Genomic DNA, 17,303 nt, shown 5'->3' with positions numbered 1-17,303 from the left:
CGGGCAGCGCTCGGTTTGTCAGTACAGCGTGCGCACCGCATCGATGGTGTCGGACTCCGACGGGCTTTTGTCGTCGCGGTAACGCAGCACGCGGGCGAACCGCAGCGCTACACCGCCGGGATAACGCGAGGATTTCTGGACGCCGTCCAGGGCCACCTCGACCACCTGCTCGGGCCGCAGCCGCACGACGTAACCGTCGGTCCCGCCGACGGCGAGTTCGCTGAACCGGGCGGTCTGCCAGTCCAGCATGGCGTCCGTCATGCCCTTGAAAGTCTTTCCCACCATGACGAATTCACCGGTGGCGGGGTCGCGCGCCCCCAGGTGGATGTTGGACAGCTTGCCGCGTCGGCGCCCCGATCCCCACTCCACCGCCAACACCACCAGGTCCAGCGTGTGCACCGGCTTGACCTTGAGCCAGCCCGCGCCGCGGCGGCCCGCCTGGTATGGCGCCTGCGGCGCCTTGGCCATGACGCCCTCGTGGCCGGCGGCGAGCGTCGCCTCCAGGAACCGGGCCGCCTCGGCGGCGTCCGCGGTGACGAGCCGATCGACGCGCTGCGCGGCCGGCACCAGAGCGTCCAGGGCGGCCAGCCGCTCGGCCGTCGGCGCGTCGAGCAGGTCGGCGCCGTCGCGGTGCAGGATGTCGAAGAAGAACACCGAAAGTGGTTGGGCCGCACGGGCCTTAGCCACGTCGACCGACCGGCCGAACCGTGACGCGGTGACCTGGAAGCGCTGCGGCGAGTTGTCGGGCCGCAGCGCGATCGCCTCACCATCGGCGATGAGTTCGCGGACCGGCAGCGCCAGCGTCGCCTCTACCACCTCGGGCAGCCGGGCGGTGACGTCGTCGAGGCTTCGGGTGTACACGGTCACCTCATCGCCGGACCGGTGGATCTGCACCCGGGCGCCGTCCAGCTTGGCCTCGAAAATCGTTGTGCCGCCGTGACGTTCGAGCGCGTCGGACACCCCGGCGGCGGTCTGCGCCAGCATCGGGCCGACCGGCCGGCCCACGCGCAGGGCGAACGCGTCCAGTGCCCGGGAGCCGCCGCCCATGGCGGCCGCCGCGACGCCGGGCAGGTCCCCGCCCAGCATCGCGGCGCGCTGTACCGCCGCGACGGGGATGCCGGCGGCTTTGGCCACCGCGTCGGCCATGATCCCGGCCAGCGCTCCCTGGCGCAGCTCGCCGCCGAGCAACCGCAGCAGGAAGGTCTGTTCGGTGTCGGTCGCGGCGGCGAACAGGTTGGCGATGAGCTCGGCGCGGCGCGCCTGCGATCCCTTGCCCGACACCGCCCCGATCTCCGAGAAGCCGGCGTCCACCGCGCCGACGGTCAACGTCGGATGCGGCGCAGGGGGCGGCCGCGACCGCAGCGAGGCCCAGCCGACCCCGATCTGGCGCTGGCGCAGCTCACCCGAGAGCCAGGAGACCACGATGGCGACCGTGTCGGGCTCGTCGGCCGCGCGGCGCAACAGATCGGCGATGTGGGCGACCTTGCTCAGCCGTGACGACGTGGCGCCCACGTCGAGCGAGGTGGTCGCCACGTCGAGGAGGAGCACGAAATCAGCTTGGCATGGCTCTTGAACAAGGCGGGGTCAACCCTCGGCGGCGCACACGCTAGCGTGCCTGCGTAACGTTACAGATTGCTAGGGATCTGACAACCCCGAAAGGAAGGGTCCGGATGGAGATCAACGGGAAGAAGGTCGTCGTCATCGGCGGCGCGTCGGGAATGGGTCGCGCCTCAGCGGAGCTGCTGGCCGAGCGCGGGGCGGAGGTCGCCATCCTGGACCGCGAGGGCTCCGACGGCAAGACCGTCGCCGAAGCGGTCGGCGGCGCGTTCCATCCGGTCGACGTCACCGACTTCAAGGGCACCGAGGAGACGCTGCAGACCGCCGTCGACAAGCTGGGCGGCCTGCACGTCATCATCACCACCGCCGGCGGCGGCATCGCCAAGCGGACGATGACCAAGTCCGGTCCACACGACCTGGAGTCCTTCCAATCCGTGATCGATCTCAACCTGATCGCCACCTTCAACATCAGCCGGCTCGCGGCCGCCCACATGGCCAAGAACGAGCCCGAGGACGAGGAGCGCGGCGTCATCATCAACACCGCGTCGATCGCGGCCTTCGAGGGGCAGATCGGACAGGTCGCCTACACGGCCGCCAAGGCCGGCGTCGCCGGCATGTGCCTGACCATGGCCCGCGACCTGGGCTCGCTGGGCATCCGCGTGCTGGCGATCGCGCCCAGCCTGTTCGCCACCGGATTGACGCAGGGGATCCCCGACGAATTCGCGTCCGCCCTCACCAAGGACGCCGCCTTCCCCAAGCGCCTCGGCCGGCCGATCGAATACGCCAAGCTGGCGGCGGCCATCGTCGACAACCCGATGCTCAACGGCCAGTGCCTGCGGCTGGACGCGGGCCAGCGCTTCGCGCCCAAGTAGCCACCCCGAAGGGCCGCCCTCCCCGCATTAAGTACACTCTTTAGGCAGCCGCCCCGCTTCCCCTCGAAGCGGGGCAGGCCACCAGCCGGTAGCGAGGAGGGCCCCTCATGGGTATCGCACTGACCGACGACCACCGCGAACTCGCCGAAGTCGCCCGCGCGTTCCTGACCTCGCAGAAGGCCCGCTGGGCGGCGCGCTCGTTGCTCGACGCCACGGAGGAATCCCGTCCGCCGTTCTGGCAGAACCTGGTCGAGCTGGGTTGGCTCGGCCTGCATATCGACGAAGAACACGGCGGGTCCGGCTTCGGGCTGCCCGAACTGGTGGTGGTGGTCGAAGAACTCGGCCGGGCCGTGGCCCCAGGGCCGTTCGTGCCGACCGTGATCGCATCGGCGGTGATCGCCAAAGCCGGTAGCGCCGAACAGAAGTCGCGGCTGTTGCCCGGGTTGATCGACGGGACCGTCACGGCCGGGATCGGGCTGGACGGCGGGGTGCACCTCAAGGACGGGGTCGCCGACGGTGACGCCGGGATCGTGCTGGGCGCCGGACTGGCCGAGGTGTTGCTCATCGCCGCGGGCGAGGACGTGCTGCTGCTGGAGCGCGGCCGTGCCGGCGTGTCCGTCGAGGTACCGAACAACTTCGACCCGACCCGGCGTTCCGGACGCGTCCGCCTCGAAAACGTGAGCGTCAGCGCCGACGACATCCTGACCGGCGGCCGAGCCTCCGCGCTGGCCCGGGCCCGGGCGTTGCTGGCCGCCGAGGCGGTGGGCGGCGCGGCGGACTGCGTCGACGCCGCCGTGGACTATGCCAAGGTGCGGCAGCAATTCGGGCGCACCATCGCTACTTTCCAAGCGGTCAAGCATCATTGCGCCAACATGCTGGTGGCCGCCGAATCGGGCGTCGCCGCGGTGTGGGACGCCTCGCGGGCGGCGTCGGAGGACGAGGAGCAGTTCCAGCTCGCCGCCGCGGTGGCGGCGGCCCTGGCGTTTCCCGCCTATGCGCGCAACGCCGAACTGAACATCCAGGTGCACGGCGGCATCGGCTTCACCTGGGAACACGACGCGCATCTGCACCTGCGGCGCGCGCTGGTGATCGCGGCGCTGTTCGGCGGTGACGCGCCGGCCCGGGATGTCTTCGAGCGCACCGCCGTCGGCGCCACACGGGAGAACAGCCTGGACCTGCCGCCCGAGGCCGAGGAGCTGCGCACGCGGATCCACGCCGACGCCGCCGAAATTGCCGCCCTGGACAAGGCGGCGCAGCGCGACAAGCTGATCGAGACGGGCTACGTCATGCCGCACTGGCCGAAGCCCTGGGGTCGCGCCGCCGACGCGGTGGAGCAGCTGGTCATCGAGGAGGAGTTCCGCGCCGCCGGCATCAAGCGTCCCGACTACTCGATCACCGGCTGGGTGATCCTCACCCTTATTCAGCACGGAACCGATTGGCAGATCGAAAGATTCGTGGAGAAGGCGCTGCGTCAGGAAGAGATCTGGTGCCAGCTGTTCTCCGAGCCCGAGGCCGGCTCCGACGCGGCGTCCGTCAAGACCCGCGCCACCCGGGTGGACGGCGGCTGGAAGATCAACGGGCAGAAGGTCTGGACCAGCGGCGCGCAGTACTGCGCGCGCGGCCTGGCCACCGTGCGCACCGACCCCGACGCACCCAAGCACGCCGGCATCACCACCGTCATCATCGACATGAAGGGCCCGGGTGTTGAGGTGCGGCCGCTGCGGCAGATCACCGGCGGTTCGGAATTCAACGAGGTGTTCTTCAACGACGTGTTCGTCCCCGACGAGGACGTCGTGGGGGCGCCCAACTCGGGGTGGACGGTCGCCCGCGCGACGCTCGGCAACGAGCGGGTCAGCATCGGCGGCAGCGGGTCGTTTTACGAGGCCTTGGCGCCCACCCTGGTGCAGCTCGCGCAGCAGTCGGATCGCTTGGCGGGGGCGCCGGTTCGGATCGGATCCTTCCTCGCCGACGACCACGCGCTGCGGCTGTTGAACCTGCGACGCGCGGCGCGCAGCGTCGAGGGGGCCGGGCCAGGCCCGGAAGGCAACATCACCAAGCTGAAGCTCGCCGAGCACATGGTGGACGGGGCGGCGATCTGGGCGGCGCTGGCGGGCCCGGAGGTCGCCCTGATGGACGGGCCCGGTGCGGTAGTGGGCCGGCTCGTGATGGGAGCGCGCGGCATGGCGATCGCCGGCGGCACCTCGGAGGTCACCCGCAATCAGATCGCCGAGCGCATCCTCGGCATGCCGCGCGACCCGCTGATCAACTAATTCCCCGGCGAGCGTGCGTGTTTGTGCAGCGACACGCCGTGCAGCCCGGCATTTTGCGCACCGTCGAACGCGCGTGAGGCGTCAGGCGGGTGCGAACAGCGGGGCCCCGCCGCTGCCCCTGTCCGGCCGGATGGCGACCGGCATCCCGCACGTGACCGAATCGGGTTCGCAGTCAACCACATTGGCGGCCACCCGCAGACCCTCTTGTTCGGCGAGTTCGACGATCGCTATCACGTACGGAACCGGGATCTCCGGGTGGTACGGATGGTGGTTGACGGTGTAGGTGAACACGGTGCCACGCCCGGACACCGGCCGCGCCACCAGCTGGGCGCCGCAAGCGCGGCACTCCCCGGTCGCCGGATGCACCCAGCGCGCGCAGTCCTCGCAGTATTCGATGAGCAGCGGCTCGTCCGGCACGACGAATACAGTACACTCAATTGATTTCGATGGTCTGACGGGCGGTGTGCATGACGCATTTCGAGAAGGACGCGATCCTGTCCGGCATAGGCATCTCGCGGATCGGCCGTCGCACCGGCATTCCGGGGCTGGACCTGACCATGGAGGCGGTGCGGTCGGCCATCGAGGACGCCGGGCTGGTCGCCTCCGACATCGACGGCATCGCGACGCTGGGCGACACCCCCGCCGGCGAGGTCAACGCCCAACTGCGGATCGAGGCGGCCGATTGCGGGTCCGGCTTCGGCACCGGCGGCCTGCTCAGCCCGGTGATGTCGGCGTGCCGCGCGGTCGCCGAGCGGCGCGTCCGGCACGTCGTGGTCTACCGGACCATCCAAATGCTCGGGGGCACCGTCCCGGTGAAACCGCAGGAGAACGCGCCCGCGCCGCCGCTGGCCCGGATGTTCGAGACGCCCGAGGGCGCGGAACGGCCCGCCGTCGGCGCGATGGACGATGTCAACGACCTGGTCGCGGCCAACGCCTACTCCGCTGCGAACTGGCTGGCGCTCAACTGCCGGCGCCACATGGAGTTGTACGGGACCACCAAGCAACAGCTGGGCTGGGTGGCCCTCAACGGCAGGCGCAACGCCGCCCTGAATCCGCGTGCCGTGTACCGCGACCCGATGACCATGGCCGACTACCTGAGCGCGCGGCCGGTGTCCACCCCGTTCGGGCTGCTGGACTGCGATGTTCCGATCGACGGGTCGATCGCGGTGGTGGTCTCGCACGCGGAGTACGCCCGGGACTGCCCGCACCGCGCGGTGGCGGTGGAAGCGATCGGCGGATCGGATGGCGCCGGGGGCTGGTTCCACCGCGACGACTACCCGAAGATGGCGATGTCGAACGCGACGGCGCAGATGTGGTCGCGCACGGACCTGACGCCGGCCGATCTGAAGGTCGCCGAGTTGTACGACGGCTTCACCTATCTCACCCTGGCGTGGCTGGAGGCGCTGGGGGTCTGCGGCGACGGCGAGGCCGGACCGTTCGTCGAAGGGGGCGCGCGGATCGCCCGCGACGGTGAACTTCCCCTGAACACCTACGGCGGCCAGCTCTCGGCCGGGCGCATGCACGGCTATTGGGCGTTGCACGAGGGCTGTCTGCAGCTGCGCGGCGACGCGGGGGAGCGGCAGGTGTCGCGTCGTCCGGAGGTCGGCGTCGTGTCCGTCGGGGGTGGGCCCGTCGCCGGCTGCATGCTGCTCACATGCTGAAAATGCCTGCGCGCAAACGCCGTCGGGCCTGACATGAGCACCGGCCTCGCGAACAAACTGGCTTCCAAGATCGCGCGGGACATCGAGGCGGAGATCGTTCGCCGCGGTTGGGTCATAGGTGAATCGCTGGGTTCGGAGCACGCGTTGCAAGAGCGGTTCGGGGTGAGTCGCTCGGTGCTGCGCGAGGCCGTCCGGCTCGTCGAACACCACCAGGTCGCCCGCATGCGCCGCGGGCCGGGCGGCGGGTTGATCGTCTGCGAGCCCGATGCCGGGCCCGCCACCCGAGCCGTCGTGATCTATCTGGAACACCTCGGCACGACGCTGGGCGACCTGCTCAACGCCCGCCTAGTGCTGGAACCGTTGGCGGCGTCGCTGGCCGCGGAACGGATCGACGAGGCGGGCATCGCGCGGTTGCGGGCGGTGTTGCGCGGTGAAGAGGAGTGGAGGCCCGGGCTCCCCACGCCTCGGGACGAGTTCCACATCGCCTTGGCCGAGCAATCGAAAAACCCAGTCCTGCAAGTCTTTGTCAACGTGCTGATGCGACTCACCACCCGGTACGCCCTGCAGTCGCGGACCGACTCGGCCACCGAGGCCACCGAGGCGGTCGACCGGATGCACGTCGACCACTCCGAGCTGGTCGAGGCCGTGACCGCCGGCGACTCGGCGCGTGCCAAGACGCTCAGCCAGCGGCACGTCGAGGCCGTGACCGCCTGGCTGCAGCACCACCACCCCGGCACCCCGAGCCGGCGGCGCAAGCCGCGGCCGCTCAACGTCGAGGTGCCGCGCGGCAAGCTGGCGGAAATGCTGGCGGCCACGATCGGTGACGACATCGCGGCCAGCGGCTGGCAGGTCGGTTCCGTCTTCGGTAGCGAGACGGCCCTTCTTGAGCGGTACCGGGTGAGCCGCGCGGTGTTTCGCGAAGCGGTGCGGCTGCTCGAGTACCACTCGATCGCGCACATGCGCCGCGGACCCGGAGGTGGCCTCGTCATCGCCAGACCGCAGGCGCGGGCCAGCATCGACACCATCGCCTTGTACCTGCAGTACCGCGACCCGAGCCGCGAAGATCTCCGCTGCGTCCGGGATGCCATCGAAATCGACAACGTCGCCAAGGTGGTCAAGCGGTGCGGCGAACCCGAGGTGGCCGCCTTCCTGGCCGCCCACCGGTCCGACGTCGAGGCAGCGCCCGGCGACGTCGCGGACGCCGCCGTGGAGGAGTTCCGGTTCCACGTCGGACTGGCCCAGCTGGCCGGCAACACGCTGCTCGACTTGTTCCTGCGCATCATCGTCGAGTTGTTCCGGCGGCACTGGTCGAGCACGGGGCAGGCGCCGCCGACCTGGTCGGACGTGCTGGCGGTTCACCATGCTCACCAGCGGATTGCCGACGCGATCGAGGCGGGCGACGAGAGCCTGGCCCGCCACCGCGTTCGCCGCCATCTGGACGCCGCCGCCTCCTGGTGGCTTTAGCAGATACTGAGTTCTCAGATGTGATCTGCAGCGCGGTATAGCGAAGGCCCGCGGCGGGTATTGGGAGGGAGAACATAGACGGCCGGTCCAGCAGGGGGTTGGCATTCAGTGATCGAAAGCGGGAGTGCTGGAGTGACGACGGGCACCGAAATTGGCCAGCCCGGCTTCGTTCACTCCGCACTCATCTACCAATCCCAGCAGGAATACCTCGACTCCGTGACTCGTTTCGTCAGCGACGGGTTGGCGATGGACGAGGCGGTCCTCGTCGCCGTCCCGTCGGAGAAGCTGGCCTTGCTGCGCGAGGCCCTCGGCACGGACGAGGTGCCGGCCGACCTCCAATTGGTGGACATCACGGAGGCGGGTCGCAACCCGAGCCGATTCATGGCGCTGGAGGGGTCTTTCGTCGACGACCACCCCGACCGCCGCGTGCGGATCGTCAGTCAACTCGCCTGGCCCGGCCGCACCGAGGAAGAGTTGGTCGCATGCGTGGAGCACGAGGCGCTGCTCAACGGAGCCATGGACGGCTACTGGGCGACCGGCTTGTGCCTCTACGACGGGAGCCGGCTCGACGACGACGTGCTCGCTGCCGCGCGCGCGACGCATCCGCTGCTCTGGCGGGGCGACGCTTTGCAGCGCAGCGCCGACTACGCGCCCGACGCCGTCCTGCAGCGCTGCAACCGACCGCTGCCCGCCAATCCGGGTGCGGTCACCTACACCGTCAGGAAATCGGCGGACCTCAGCCCCGCGCGGTCGTTCGCGGTCAACTACGCCGGATGGATCGGCTTGTCCCAGGAGGCAATCGAAGATCTGCAACTGGTCGCCACCGAGCTGGCCAGCAATAGCTTGATGTACACCAACGGAGCCTGCCGGCTCGCCTTCTGGCGCGACGACGGCTATCTGGTCTGCGAGGCGCGCGACACCGGGTGTTTCGAGGATCCGTTGGTGGGCCGCCTCGACCCGGGGCCGTGCGGTCCCGCCAGCCGGGGCCTGTATCTGGTCAATGCCATCTCGGATTTGGTGCGCACCCACACCACGCCGAGCGGTACGACCATCCAGGCGTATCTCCGGTTCGAGCCCTCGGCCGGGCCGACCGGATAAAGTAAGCGGCCCCCGGGAATCGCTTCCCGCGGGCCGCTTGAAAAATCAGTTAGAGGCCGCCGACAATCCCGCCGACGGTACCCAAAATCCCACCGCTACCGCCGCCAACCGTGCCGCCGAGCAGTCCACCGCTGCCGGCCGCCGCTGAAGCGCATCCGGTCGGGAGTAATAACACCGCGGCCACCCCGGTGGCCGCAGCGACCGTTTTGAGGGTTTTCATGGTGCTTTTTGCTTTCATGATGAGCCTTCTTTCATCATCTTCGAGGGGTTGTTGCACAGCCGTTCAATGACTGTTGCCCTCGCCTCATACCCCCTGTTGCGCGGACGTAAACCAAAATTTCCGATCAATTTCGCGACGGTCCGCCGCGTTATGCCGCGAGGCGGAACTTGCACGTCAGGGACGTATGGGGCTAAAGTCTGCGCTCGTGCGTCTTCTCGATCGAGCCGTAGTAGCTAGCACCCGCAGCGGGGTCTGATCCAGACCGACCCCCCGCTGTGGGTCGGAAGCTACTGCCGTCGGTCACTCCTTTCGACCGAGGAAGACCGACATCATGACCATCCCCGAGCGGCTCGATCCGTCCACCCACCAGGCCCACCCGTGCCCCGCCACCGTGTGGTTCGCCCGGCGGTTCGGCGCCCCGCTGCCCCGCGGTCTGCGGGAGCAAGCGGGTGCGATGCCCTGGGACGAGTTCGTCGCGACCTACGCGCACACGGGCGGCCCGGTCCGGCTGGGCACCTGGGAGTGCACCGACACCCAACCGCGGCCGGGGCCGCAGGCCCGCCACTTCCGGGCCGTCATCGCCGTCGAAGATCGCATCGACACCTCAACCGCCGCGGCCGGTGGCCCGATCGCGGGGCTGAGCGCGATGCTGCATGATCGCGGAATCCCCGTGGAGATCACCAAGTTTCATCAGCTGGGCTCGGACGACCACACCGTCACGTTCGTGTGCGGCAGCAACGGGGCCCGCGCGGAATGGGCAATGGGCTGGTCGGACGATTCGACGCAGTCGGCGTTGCGCGCGCTGATCGCGTGCGCTAACCGGCTGCTCGCCTGAGGCCTACAGCGGGCGCAGCACGATCGGCATGCCATCCATCGGTAGCGGGATCGTGCGGTAGTCCCACTTAGCCTGGTAGCCCGGCCTGGCCAGCTCCAGCCGGTAGCTGCGCAGCAGCCGGTGCATGATCGTCTTGATTTCCAGCTGGCCGAATACCATTCCGATGCACTTGTGCGCGCCGCCACCGAACGGGGTCCATGCATACCGGTGGCGCTTGTGTTCGTTGCGCGGTTCGGTGAATCGTTCCGGGTCGAACCTCATCGGGTCGGTCCAAATCTCCGGTAGCAGGTGATTCACGCCAGGAAACGCGGTGACGTTCGTGCCCTTGGGCAGGTAATGGCCCAGCAGTTCGGTGTCGCGCACCGTCCGCCGCATCGCCCACTGCACCGGCGTCACCAGTCGGATCGACTCGTTCATCACCAGGTCGAGCGACTCCAGCTTCTCCAGCGATTCAATGTCGAGGGGACCGTCACCGAGGCGGTCGGATTCGTCGCGGCAGCGCTGCTGCCACACCGGATTGGCCGCCAGCTGGTAGGCCATGTTGGTGGCCGTGGTGGTGGAGGTGTCGTGGGCCGCCATCATCAGGAAGATCATGTGGTTGACGATGTCCTCGTCCGTGAAGCTGTTGCCCTCCTCGTCCTCGGTCTGGCACAGCACGGTCAGCAGGTCGTTGCCCTCTCGACCGCGGCGCTCCTTGACGCGCTCGCTGAAGTAATCCTCCAGCAGCTGACGCGCCCGGAGCCCGCGCCACCACGTGAACGGGGGTACGGGCGTGCGAATGACCGCATTCCCAGCCCGGACGGTCATGGTGAAGGCCCTGTTGACCTTCGTCACCAGGTCACGGTCGGCGCCCGGCTCGTGTCCCATGAACACCATGGACGCGATGTCGAGGGTCAGCTCCTTCATCGCCGGATACAGCAGAAAGCGCGGATCGTCGATGACCCAGTCGTTGGTGATCACCTGCGACACGACCTTGTCCATCTGCTCGACATAGCCGACGAGGCGGGAGCGGACGAACGCCTCCTGCATGATGCGCCGATGGAAGAGGTGTTCCTCGAAGTCGAGCAGCATCAGGCCGCGATTGAAGAAGGCGCCAATCACCGGGGTCCAGCCCTGCTGCGAGTAATCCTTGTTTCGGTTGGTGTAGATCTCCTGGGCGGCGTCCGGACCCATCGCCGCGACGAACGGCAGGACGGGCGAGTCCCCGAAGACGAGCGGTCCCTTGGTCTGGTACAGGAACATCAGGTAGTCGGGCCCGCCGCGCAACATCTCGATGATGTGCCCGATGACCGGCAGCCCGGCATCGCCAACGACCGGCCTGAGCCCGCTGCCCGCTGGCGGTTCGGCAAGTGTGTGCTCCGGGAACTGGGTGTTCCGGAGCCTGCGTTCCACCATGCCCATGCCGGGAAAGTTGTTGACCGACGGGGTGAACCGGCGCCGCGCCTGGTCCAGCAGGTAGTGCGGGGTGCTGATGGTGGCGGTCATAGACGCTCCTTTGCGCGTTCCCTCCGAGGTGACAGCCGTCACCGTCCAATAACCTTCGGAAAAAACTTGACGGCTGTCAAGTTTGCTTTTTCCCCGGCGTGGTGCAAGGTCAGGGAATGAGTAGCCACCCCGCCACCCCGGAACCGGGCGGGCAACGGCGGGGCGACAAACAGCGCCAGGCGATCCTGCAGGCGGTGCGGGAATTGCTGCAGGAGAAGTCATTCGCGGAGCTGTCGGTCAGCACCATCAGCCTGCGGGCAGGGGTGGCGCGGTCTGGCTTCTACTTCTATTTCGATTCCAAATACGCCGTCCTCGCCCAGTTGATGGCCGAGGCCGCCGAGGAACTCGAAGAGCTCACCCAGGATTTCGCGCCGCGGCAGCCGGGGGAGTCCCCCGACCAGTTCGCCAAACGCATGGTCGGCAGCGCGGCGGCCGTCTACGCGCACAACGACCCGGTGATGACCGCCTGCAACGAGGCGCGCAACACCGACGTCGAGATCCGCAACCTGATGGATCGGCAATTCGAGGTGGTGCTGGGCCAGATCGTCGCGATCGTCGAAGCCGAGATGAAGGCCGGGACGGCCCACCCGATCAGCGACGACCTACCCACCCTGATCCGCACCCTGGCCGGTACCACCGCGCTGATGCTGACCGGCGATCCCATCCTGGCCGGCCGCGACAGCGATCTCGACCGCCGCGTGCGCGTGCTCGAGCGGTTGTGGCTGCACGCGCTCTGGGGCGGGCGTCCGTAGGGCGCTCCCGCCGGTATCGTCACGGCAATGGGGCAGCAGGGGTACTTCGCAGGCAAACGGTGTCTGGTCACCGGCGCGGCCAGCGGCATCGGCCGTGCCACCGCGTTGCGGCTGGCCGCAGACGGCGCCGAACTTTATCTGACCGACCGGGACCGCGATGGGCTCGAGCTGACCGTCGCCGACGCCCGCGCCCTGGGCGCAGAAGTGTCCGCGCACCGGGCCCTCGACATCGCCAACTACGACGAGGTGGCGGCGTTCGCCGCCGACATCCATCGCGACCACCCGAGCATGGACGTGGTGCTCAACGTCGCGGGAGTGTCCGCCTGGGGCACGGTCGACCGGCTGACCCACGATCAGTGGAGCAAGATGATCGCGATCAACCTGATGGGTCCGATCCACGTCATCGAGACGTTCGTGCCGCCGATGGTGGCGGCCCGCAGGGGCGGGCACCTGGTCAACGTGTCGTCGGCGGCCGGTTTGGTGGCGTTGCCGTGGCATGCGGCTTACAGCGCAAGCAAATACGGGCTGCGCGGCCTGTCGGAGGTGCTGCGCTTCGACCTGGCCCGGCACCGCATCGGCGTGTCGGTCGTGGTGCCGGGTGCGGTCAACACCCCGCTGGTCCAAACCGTCGAGATCGCCGGCGTGGACCGCGAAGACCCTAAGGTCGCCCGCTGGGTGAACCGCTTCAGCGGGCACGCGGTGTCGCCGGAGAAGGCCGCCCAAAAGATCCTGGCCGGGGTCGCCAAGAACCGCTACCTCATCTACACGTCGGCGGACATCCGGGCGCTGTATGCGTTCAAGCGGCTGGCCTGGTGGCCCTACAGCGTGGCGATGCGTCAGGTCAACGTGGTGTTCACCCGGGCGCTGCGGCCCGCCCCGGCAGCGCTAGTTGTACTGCCCAGGCAGGTTGGTCAACCGTGTGATGGGTGGGACCTTTCCGATCGCTGAGTGTTGCCGGTGGTGATTGTAGGTGTGCAGCCAAGCCGGTAGGGCTGAGCGGCGGGTGCGTTCATTGGGGTAGTGCCTGGTAAAGGCCCATTCGGCGGCCATGGTGCGGTGGAATCTTTCGATTTTGCCGTTGGTCTGGGGACGGTAGGGCCTCGTCCGCTTGTGGAGAATGTTGAGTTCAGTGCAGGCGGCCTGCCAGGCGCGAGAGCGGTAGCAGGAGCCGTTGTCGGACAAGACGCTTGCGACGAGGACCCCGCGGGCTGCGAACCAATCCACCGCGCGACGTAGCACCGCGATGGCTGTTTGTGCGGTCTCGTCGTCGTGGATCTCGGCGTAAGCGACCCGGGAGTGATCATCGATGACGGTATGGACAAAGGCATGTCCTAACAGCACGTCACGGTGTCGGTTGCGGGGCACATCCGGGGTTGCGGCGCGGTTCTTCTTGCCTTGGCCACGGCCAACGAATCGCCAACCCCCACCGGTGGGAATGTTGCCGAGCTTTTTGACATCGACATGGACCAGTGCACCAGGAAGATCATGTTCGTAGCGACGGATCGGCTCGCCAGTGCGGATATCGATGTGCGACAACCGGTTCAGCCGGCAGCGCACTAGCACCGCGTGCACCGTGGACGCCGACATCGACAACCTTGAGGCGATGGCGATCGGTGAGAGTCGGTGCCGCCACCGCAACTCCACAATCCGGCGCACCATCACCTGCGACGTGCGATTCGGACTGTGATGAGGCCGGCTGGACCGATCGCTCATCCCGGTGGCACCCATCGCCGCGTACCGCGATGCCCAGCGTTTGGCGGTCGGCCAGGACACGTGAAAATACTCGGCGGCCCGAGAAATCGGCCAGCCCTCTTCAACGACACGGCGCGCGAGCAACAACCGCCCGCGCGGAGTCAAAACGGCATTAGCGTGGACCACGAAGGTCTCCTGTTCGTTGTGGGTGCAGTGGTAGCAGCTCCACTCCACGACAGGAGACCTTCACCCATCAACGACCGCTACAGCGTGTCGTCACACTTCCTCAACCAACCTGCCTGGGCAGTACAGCTAGTCCGGCATGGCCAGTTCGAGGCGCACCCCGAGCAGCCGGACCGGGCGGTCGAGCTCGAATAGGTCCAGCACGCGCAGCGCTGCCGCGACGATGGTGTCGCGATCGGTGGTCGGTGCTTCCAGCTTGCGAATCTTGGTGCGGGTGTAGAACGTCGCGGTTCGCACGGTGACTGCGACCCGCGTCACGATCCGGCCGGATGCCAGCACGTCCGCCAGCGCCTGCTCGGCCAATCGTGCTACGGCCGAATCCATGTCGGCGCGGTCGGTGAGGTCGCGCGGGAAGGTGACGACGTGGCTGCGCGAGCGGGGGACCCACGGCTCGGCGCTGACGCCGGTGTCGCCGCCGCCCTTGGCCAGCAGCAGCAGCCACAGGCCCGTGCGCGGGCCGAACGCGGACGTGAGCAACTCGGCATCGCTGAGCGCGAGCTCCCACACCGTCGTTACCCCCAGCGCGGCAAGCTTTTTCGCCGTCTTGGGACCCACGCCCCACAGCGCGTCGACCGGGCGGTTCGCCATCATGGTCATCCAGTTGGCGTCGGTGAGCGTGAAGATGCCCGCCGGTTTGGCGAAGCCGGTCGCGACCTTGGCGCGCTGTTTGTTGTCGCTGATGCCTACCGAACAGGACAGCCCGGTTTCCGACGAGATGACGGTCCTGATCTCCTCGGCCACTTCGGATGGGTCGGCCCCCGTCACCCCGACGTACGCCTCGTCCCAACCCCATACCTCGACCGGGTGTCCCAGGTCGCGCAGCAATCCCATCACCTCATCGGAGGCCGCATCGTAGGCGGGCGCATCCGAGGGCAGAAACGTCGCCTCGGGGCAGCGGCGCGCCGCGGTCCGCAACGGCATGCCGGCGCGCACGCCGAATTCCCGGGCCTCGTAGGAAGCGCAGGTGACCACCTTGCGCGGTTCGGTCGGATCGCCGTTGCCGCCGACGATGACCGGCAGCCCGACCAGCTCGGGGTGGCGGCGCAACTCGACCGACGCCAGGAACTGATCGAGGTCGACGTGCAGGACCCAGCAGGGCTTCATCGTCCACAAAGCTTGCGCGCCAAGCTTTCCCAGGCGTCACCCAGTGTCGTGAGGGTGTGGCCACCCTCGGTGAGTTGATGCTCGACGTAGTCCACGTCCAGCAGGGCCAGTAGCGCGTCGGTCTGCGCATCGAGGTCGCCGGTGGACTGCGCCGCCCTGAGCAGTGCCCGCACGTGGGTGCGCGATACGGTCGCGGGCGCGTTGTGCCGGTGCTGTGGGTCGCGGTTGGCCGCCGACAGCAATCCGTGGTGGGCGTGGGCGAAGCGGATCCGCTCACGCGCGAACGCGACGAGGCGGTCGGTCGGCGGTGCGCCGGGACCCAGCGGAGGGGGGCCGAACATGAACGCTTGCTGAAGGGCCCGCTCGTCCTCGTCGAGCAGCACCATCATCAGGCCGGCGCGGCTACCGAACCGGCGAAAGACGGTGCCCTTACCGACTCCCGCGGCAGCCGCGATGTCGTCCATGGTGACCGCGTCGGCCCCGTGTTCGTCGATCAACCGGCGCGCCGCGTCGAGCAGCAGGGCTCGGTTGCGGGCGGCGTCGCCGCGCTCGTGCGGCGCGGAAACCGGCAGATCCCGAACCGGGTCGGCGGCGTTCACGGTTTTACTGTAGCGTCACGGGAACAAAGCGGACTGCAGTCCGGTTCAATCGATGCAAGGATGGACAACAACGAGCGAAGGGAAATGTGATCATGCCGGACACGACAGTGTTGGCACTGGTAGGGAGCTTGCGCACCGCGTCGATCAACCGCCAGATCGCTGAGCTGGCCACCGAAGTCGCCCCGGACGGCGTCGCCGTCGTTGTCTTCGAGGGCCTCGGCGAGCTGCCGTTCTACAACGAGGAGATCGACGACGCGATGAATCCCGAAGCGCCGACGCTGGCCCCGGTGGCCGCTCTGCGCGCCGCGGCGGCCGACGCTGATGCCGCCCTGGTGGTGACGCCCGAATACAACGGCAGCTATCCGGCCGTTATCAAGAACGCCGTGGACTGGCTGTCGCGCCCGTTTGGCGACGGCGCGCTCAAAGGTAAGCCGCTGGCCGTGATCGGGGGGTCCTTCGGTCAGTACGGTGGGGTGTGGGCGCACGACGACACCCGAAAGTCGTTCGGGATCGCCGGTGCCCGGGTGGTTGACACGATCAAGCTGTCGATTCCGTTCGCGACGTTGAACGGGCAGCACCCGCGCGAGCACGCCGAGGTCGCCGCAAACGTTCGCGACGCGCTGGGCAAGCTGGCCGCCGAGGTCGCCTGATTGGCGGAAGTCAACAAGCCGATCGCCGGGCGACCAGCGAGGTTGCCACAACCAAATAGCCAAAGCCGCCAGCCCCCGCTGGCGGCTTTGCTAGTGGCCGGGCGGCCGGCCCGGACCGCGTCGGCATCGAAGCGCGTCGCCGGGGCTTGTCGGTGGCCGGTGATACAACGAATCTCATGCCCGGCTTCCACGGAGATTGTGACCTGCGACACGCCGGGCGTGTCTGCCGCAGAAGCCTTACGACCAGCGAATTTCAGAATTGTTATTCCGAACATGTTGTATCTCGACAACTTGTCAGCCACTAGGTGTAGTGTTTCGAGCACCGGCAGATCCCAGGTTCACCAGGCCGACCGGGCCCTGGTTCACCACCCGAAATCGGCTCAGAGGTCATTCGACCCCGACGGCCGCAGGACGGGGACGCGGGGGCTTGACGGGCCGCTGAAACACAGCGAAGACAGCGTTTGTTGCAGTACCCGAGTAGTTGCCAGTCCATTACAAGTCCCACCTTCCGCAAAGGAGCGGCTTTCATGAGCATCACCGTGTACACCAAGCCGGCATGCGTGCAGTGCAGCGCCACGTTCAAGGCCCTGGACAAGCAGGGCATCGGCTACGAGAAGGTCGACATCACGCTCGACAACGACGCGCGCGACTACGTGATGGCGTTGGGTTACTTGCAGGCCCCCGTGGTGGTGGCGGGCAACGACCACTGGTCGGGCTTCCGGCCGGACCGCATCAAGGCGCTCGCGGAATCGGCGCTCAGCGCTTGAGTCATTAGCGAAGGACGTTAGGTAAGAAGGAGGT

General features: G+C 68.1%; 17 protein-coding genes. 10 read left to right on the top strand and 7 right to left on the bottom strand.

The features are described 5' to 3' along the window. Positions 1-18: 18 nt before the first annotated feature. Positions 19-1,548 carry an ATP-dependent DNA ligase gene (locus tag ACEL92_RS19630; protein ID WP_374022342.1) on the bottom strand — a complete coding sequence of 510 codons (1,530 nt, stop codon included), beginning with the start codon at positions 1,546-1,548 and terminating at the stop codon, positions 19-21. A gap of 122 nt (positions 1,549-1,670) precedes the next feature. Here ACEL92_RS19630 and ACEL92_RS19625 point away from each other — a divergent pair, with 122 nt between their 5' ends. Beyond that, complete coding sequence (locus tag ACEL92_RS19625) at positions 1,671-2,429, top strand: SDR family NAD(P)-dependent oxidoreductase (RefSeq protein ID WP_374022341.1); 759 nt, start codon at positions 1,671-1,673, stop codon at positions 2,427-2,429. Between the two features lie 107 nt (positions 2,430-2,536). Then, positions 2,537-4,699, top strand: coding sequence for an acyl-CoA dehydrogenase (locus ACEL92_RS19620; RefSeq protein ID WP_374022340.1), 2,163 nt, complete (start codon positions 2,537-2,539; stop codon positions 4,697-4,699). Positions 4,700-4,780: 81 nt separating this feature from the next. Here ACEL92_RS19620 and ACEL92_RS19615 read toward each other — a convergent pair whose 3' ends face one another. Then, positions 4,781-5,116 (bottom strand): Zn-ribbon domain-containing OB-fold protein, encoded by a 336-nt coding sequence (locus ACEL92_RS19615; protein ID WP_374022339.1) that lies wholly within the window; start codon positions 5,114-5,116, stop codon positions 4,781-4,783. Positions 5,117-5,166: 50 nt separating this feature from the next. Between ACEL92_RS19615 and ACEL92_RS19610 the strand changes: the two genes are divergently transcribed. The 3 genes from ACEL92_RS19610 (at position 5,167) to ACEL92_RS19600 (ending at position 8,922) form a co-directional block, all read left to right on the top strand. Then, entirely contained in the window at positions 5,167-6,360 is a 1,194-nt protein-coding gene (locus tag ACEL92_RS19610; RefSeq protein WP_374022338.1) for a thiolase family protein, read from the top strand. Between the two features lie 33 nt (positions 6,361-6,393). Continuing rightward, on the top strand, positions 6,394-7,824 hold the full coding sequence (locus ACEL92_RS19605) for a FadR/GntR family transcriptional regulator (RefSeq protein WP_374022337.1): 1,431 nt from the start codon (positions 6,394-6,396) through the stop codon (positions 7,822-7,824). Positions 7,825-7,932: 108 nt separating this feature from the next. Further along, positions 7,933-8,922, top strand: coding sequence for an anti-sigma factor RsbA family regulatory protein (locus tag ACEL92_RS19600; protein ID WP_374022336.1), 990 nt, complete (start codon positions 7,933-7,935; stop codon positions 8,920-8,922). Positions 8,923-8,971: 49 nt separating this feature from the next. Here the strand turns inward: ACEL92_RS19600 and ACEL92_RS19595 are convergent, their stop codons facing one another. Next, positions 8,972-9,199 carry a hypothetical protein gene (locus ACEL92_RS19595; protein WP_374022335.1) on the bottom strand — a complete coding sequence of 76 codons (228 nt, stop codon included), beginning with the start codon at positions 9,197-9,199 and terminating at the stop codon, positions 8,972-8,974. Between the two features lie 274 nt (positions 9,200-9,473). On the opposite strand from ACEL92_RS19595, the gene ACEL92_RS19590 reads away from it, so the two are divergent. Beyond that, positions 9,474-9,977, top strand: a complete 504-nt coding sequence (locus ACEL92_RS19590; protein WP_374022334.1) for a homocitrate synthase — start codon at positions 9,474-9,476, stop codon at positions 9,975-9,977. Positions 9,978-9,980: 3 nt separating this feature from the next. On the opposite strand, the gene ACEL92_RS19585 is transcribed toward ACEL92_RS19590, so the two are convergent. Continuing rightward, the gene (locus ACEL92_RS19585) at positions 9,981-11,462 is read right to left on the bottom strand and encodes a cytochrome P450 (RefSeq protein WP_374022333.1); all 1,482 of its coding nucleotides are present in this window, start codon (positions 11,460-11,462) and stop codon (positions 9,981-9,983) included. 116 nt (positions 11,463-11,578) lie between these two features. Here ACEL92_RS19585 and ACEL92_RS19580 point away from each other — a divergent pair, with 116 nt between their 5' ends. After that, complete coding sequence (locus ACEL92_RS19580; protein WP_374022332.1) at positions 11,579-12,214, top strand: TetR/AcrR family transcriptional regulator; 636 nt, start codon at positions 11,579-11,581, stop codon at positions 12,212-12,214. Between the two features lie 27 nt (positions 12,215-12,241). Next, entirely contained in the window at positions 12,242-13,162 is a 921-nt protein-coding gene (locus ACEL92_RS19575) for an SDR family oxidoreductase (protein WP_374022331.1), read from the top strand. On the opposite strand, the gene ACEL92_RS19570 is transcribed toward ACEL92_RS19575, so the two are convergent. From ACEL92_RS19570 to ACEL92_RS19560, 3 genes are all read right to left on the bottom strand, one after another. Further along, complete coding sequence (locus ACEL92_RS19570) at positions 13,100-14,092, bottom strand: IS481 family transposase (RefSeq protein WP_374026287.1); 993 nt, start codon at positions 14,090-14,092, stop codon at positions 13,100-13,102. The genes ACEL92_RS19575 and ACEL92_RS19570 overlap by 63 nt on opposite strands. A 126-nt stretch (positions 14,093-14,218) precedes the next feature. Continuing rightward, complete coding sequence (locus ACEL92_RS19565; protein ID WP_374022330.1) at positions 14,219-15,253, bottom strand: DNA polymerase IV; 1,035 nt, start codon at positions 15,251-15,253, stop codon at positions 14,219-14,221. Beyond that, complete coding sequence (locus tag ACEL92_RS19560; protein ID WP_374022329.1) at positions 15,250-15,852, bottom strand: TetR/AcrR family transcriptional regulator; 603 nt, start codon at positions 15,850-15,852, stop codon at positions 15,250-15,252. The genes ACEL92_RS19565 and ACEL92_RS19560 overlap by 4 nt, the downstream gene beginning before the upstream one ends. Positions 15,853-15,944: 92 nt before the next feature. On the opposite strand from ACEL92_RS19560, the gene ACEL92_RS19555 reads away from it, so the two are divergent. After that, positions 15,945-16,502: an NAD(P)H-dependent oxidoreductase gene (locus tag ACEL92_RS19555; protein ID WP_374022328.1), complete on the top strand. Its 558-nt coding sequence runs from the start codon at positions 15,945-15,947 to the stop codon at positions 16,500-16,502. Between the two features lie 527 nt (positions 16,503-17,029). Continuing rightward, positions 17,030-17,269 carry a redoxin NrdH gene (locus ACEL92_RS19550; protein ID WP_374022327.1) on the top strand — a complete coding sequence of 80 codons (240 nt, stop codon included), beginning with the start codon at positions 17,030-17,032 and terminating at the stop codon, positions 17,267-17,269. Positions 17,270-17,303 lie beyond the last annotated feature (34 nt).

It is taken from the genome of Mycobacterium hainanense, assembly GCF_041890355.1.
Classification (GTDB): Bacteria; Actinomycetota; Actinomycetes; order Mycobacteriales; family Mycobacteriaceae; genus Mycobacterium; species Mycobacterium hainanense.
This window is presented reverse-complemented; position numbering and strand designations above follow the sequence as displayed.

What these genes read in the sequence shown, in the direction of transcription:
- ACEL92_RS19550 (WP_374022327.1), top strand. Translation starts at nt 17,030, where the DNA reads ATGAGCATCACCGTGTACACCAAGCCGGCATGCGTGCAGTGCAGCGCC.
- ACEL92_RS19580 (WP_374022332.1), top strand. Translation starts at nt 11,579, where the DNA reads ATGAGTAGCCACCCCGCCACCCCGGAACCGGGCGGGCAACGGCGGGGC.
- ACEL92_RS19605 (WP_374022337.1), top strand. Translation starts at nt 6,394, where the DNA reads ATGAGCACCGGCCTCGCGAACAAACTGGCTTCCAAGATCGCGCGGGAC.
- ACEL92_RS19555 (WP_374022328.1), top strand. Translation starts at nt 15,945, where the DNA reads ATGCCGGACACGACAGTGTTGGCACTGGTAGGGAGCTTGCGCACCGCG.
- ACEL92_RS19620 (WP_374022340.1), top strand. Translation starts at nt 2,537, where the DNA reads ATGGGTATCGCACTGACCGACGACCACCGCGAACTCGCCGAAGTCGCC.
- ACEL92_RS19625 (WP_374022341.1), top strand. Translation starts at nt 1,671, where the DNA reads ATGGAGATCAACGGGAAGAAGGTCGTCGTCATCGGCGGCGCGTCGGGA.
- ACEL92_RS19585 (WP_374022333.1), bottom strand. Translation starts at nt 11,462, where the DNA reads ATGACCGCCACCATCAGCACCCCGCACTACCTGCTGGACCAGGCGCGG.
- ACEL92_RS19565 (WP_374022330.1), bottom strand. Translation starts at nt 15,253, where the DNA reads ATGAAGCCCTGCTGGGTCCTGCACGTCGACCTCGATCAGTTCCTGGCG.
- ACEL92_RS19590 (WP_374022334.1), top strand. Translation starts at nt 9,474, where the DNA reads ATGACCATCCCCGAGCGGCTCGATCCGTCCACCCACCAGGCCCACCCG.
- ACEL92_RS19610 (WP_374022338.1), top strand. Translation starts at nt 5,167, where the DNA reads ATGACGCATTTCGAGAAGGACGCGATCCTGTCCGGCATAGGCATCTCG.
- ACEL92_RS19575 (WP_374022331.1), top strand. Translation starts at nt 12,242, where the DNA reads ATGGGGCAGCAGGGGTACTTCGCAGGCAAACGGTGTCTGGTCACCGGC.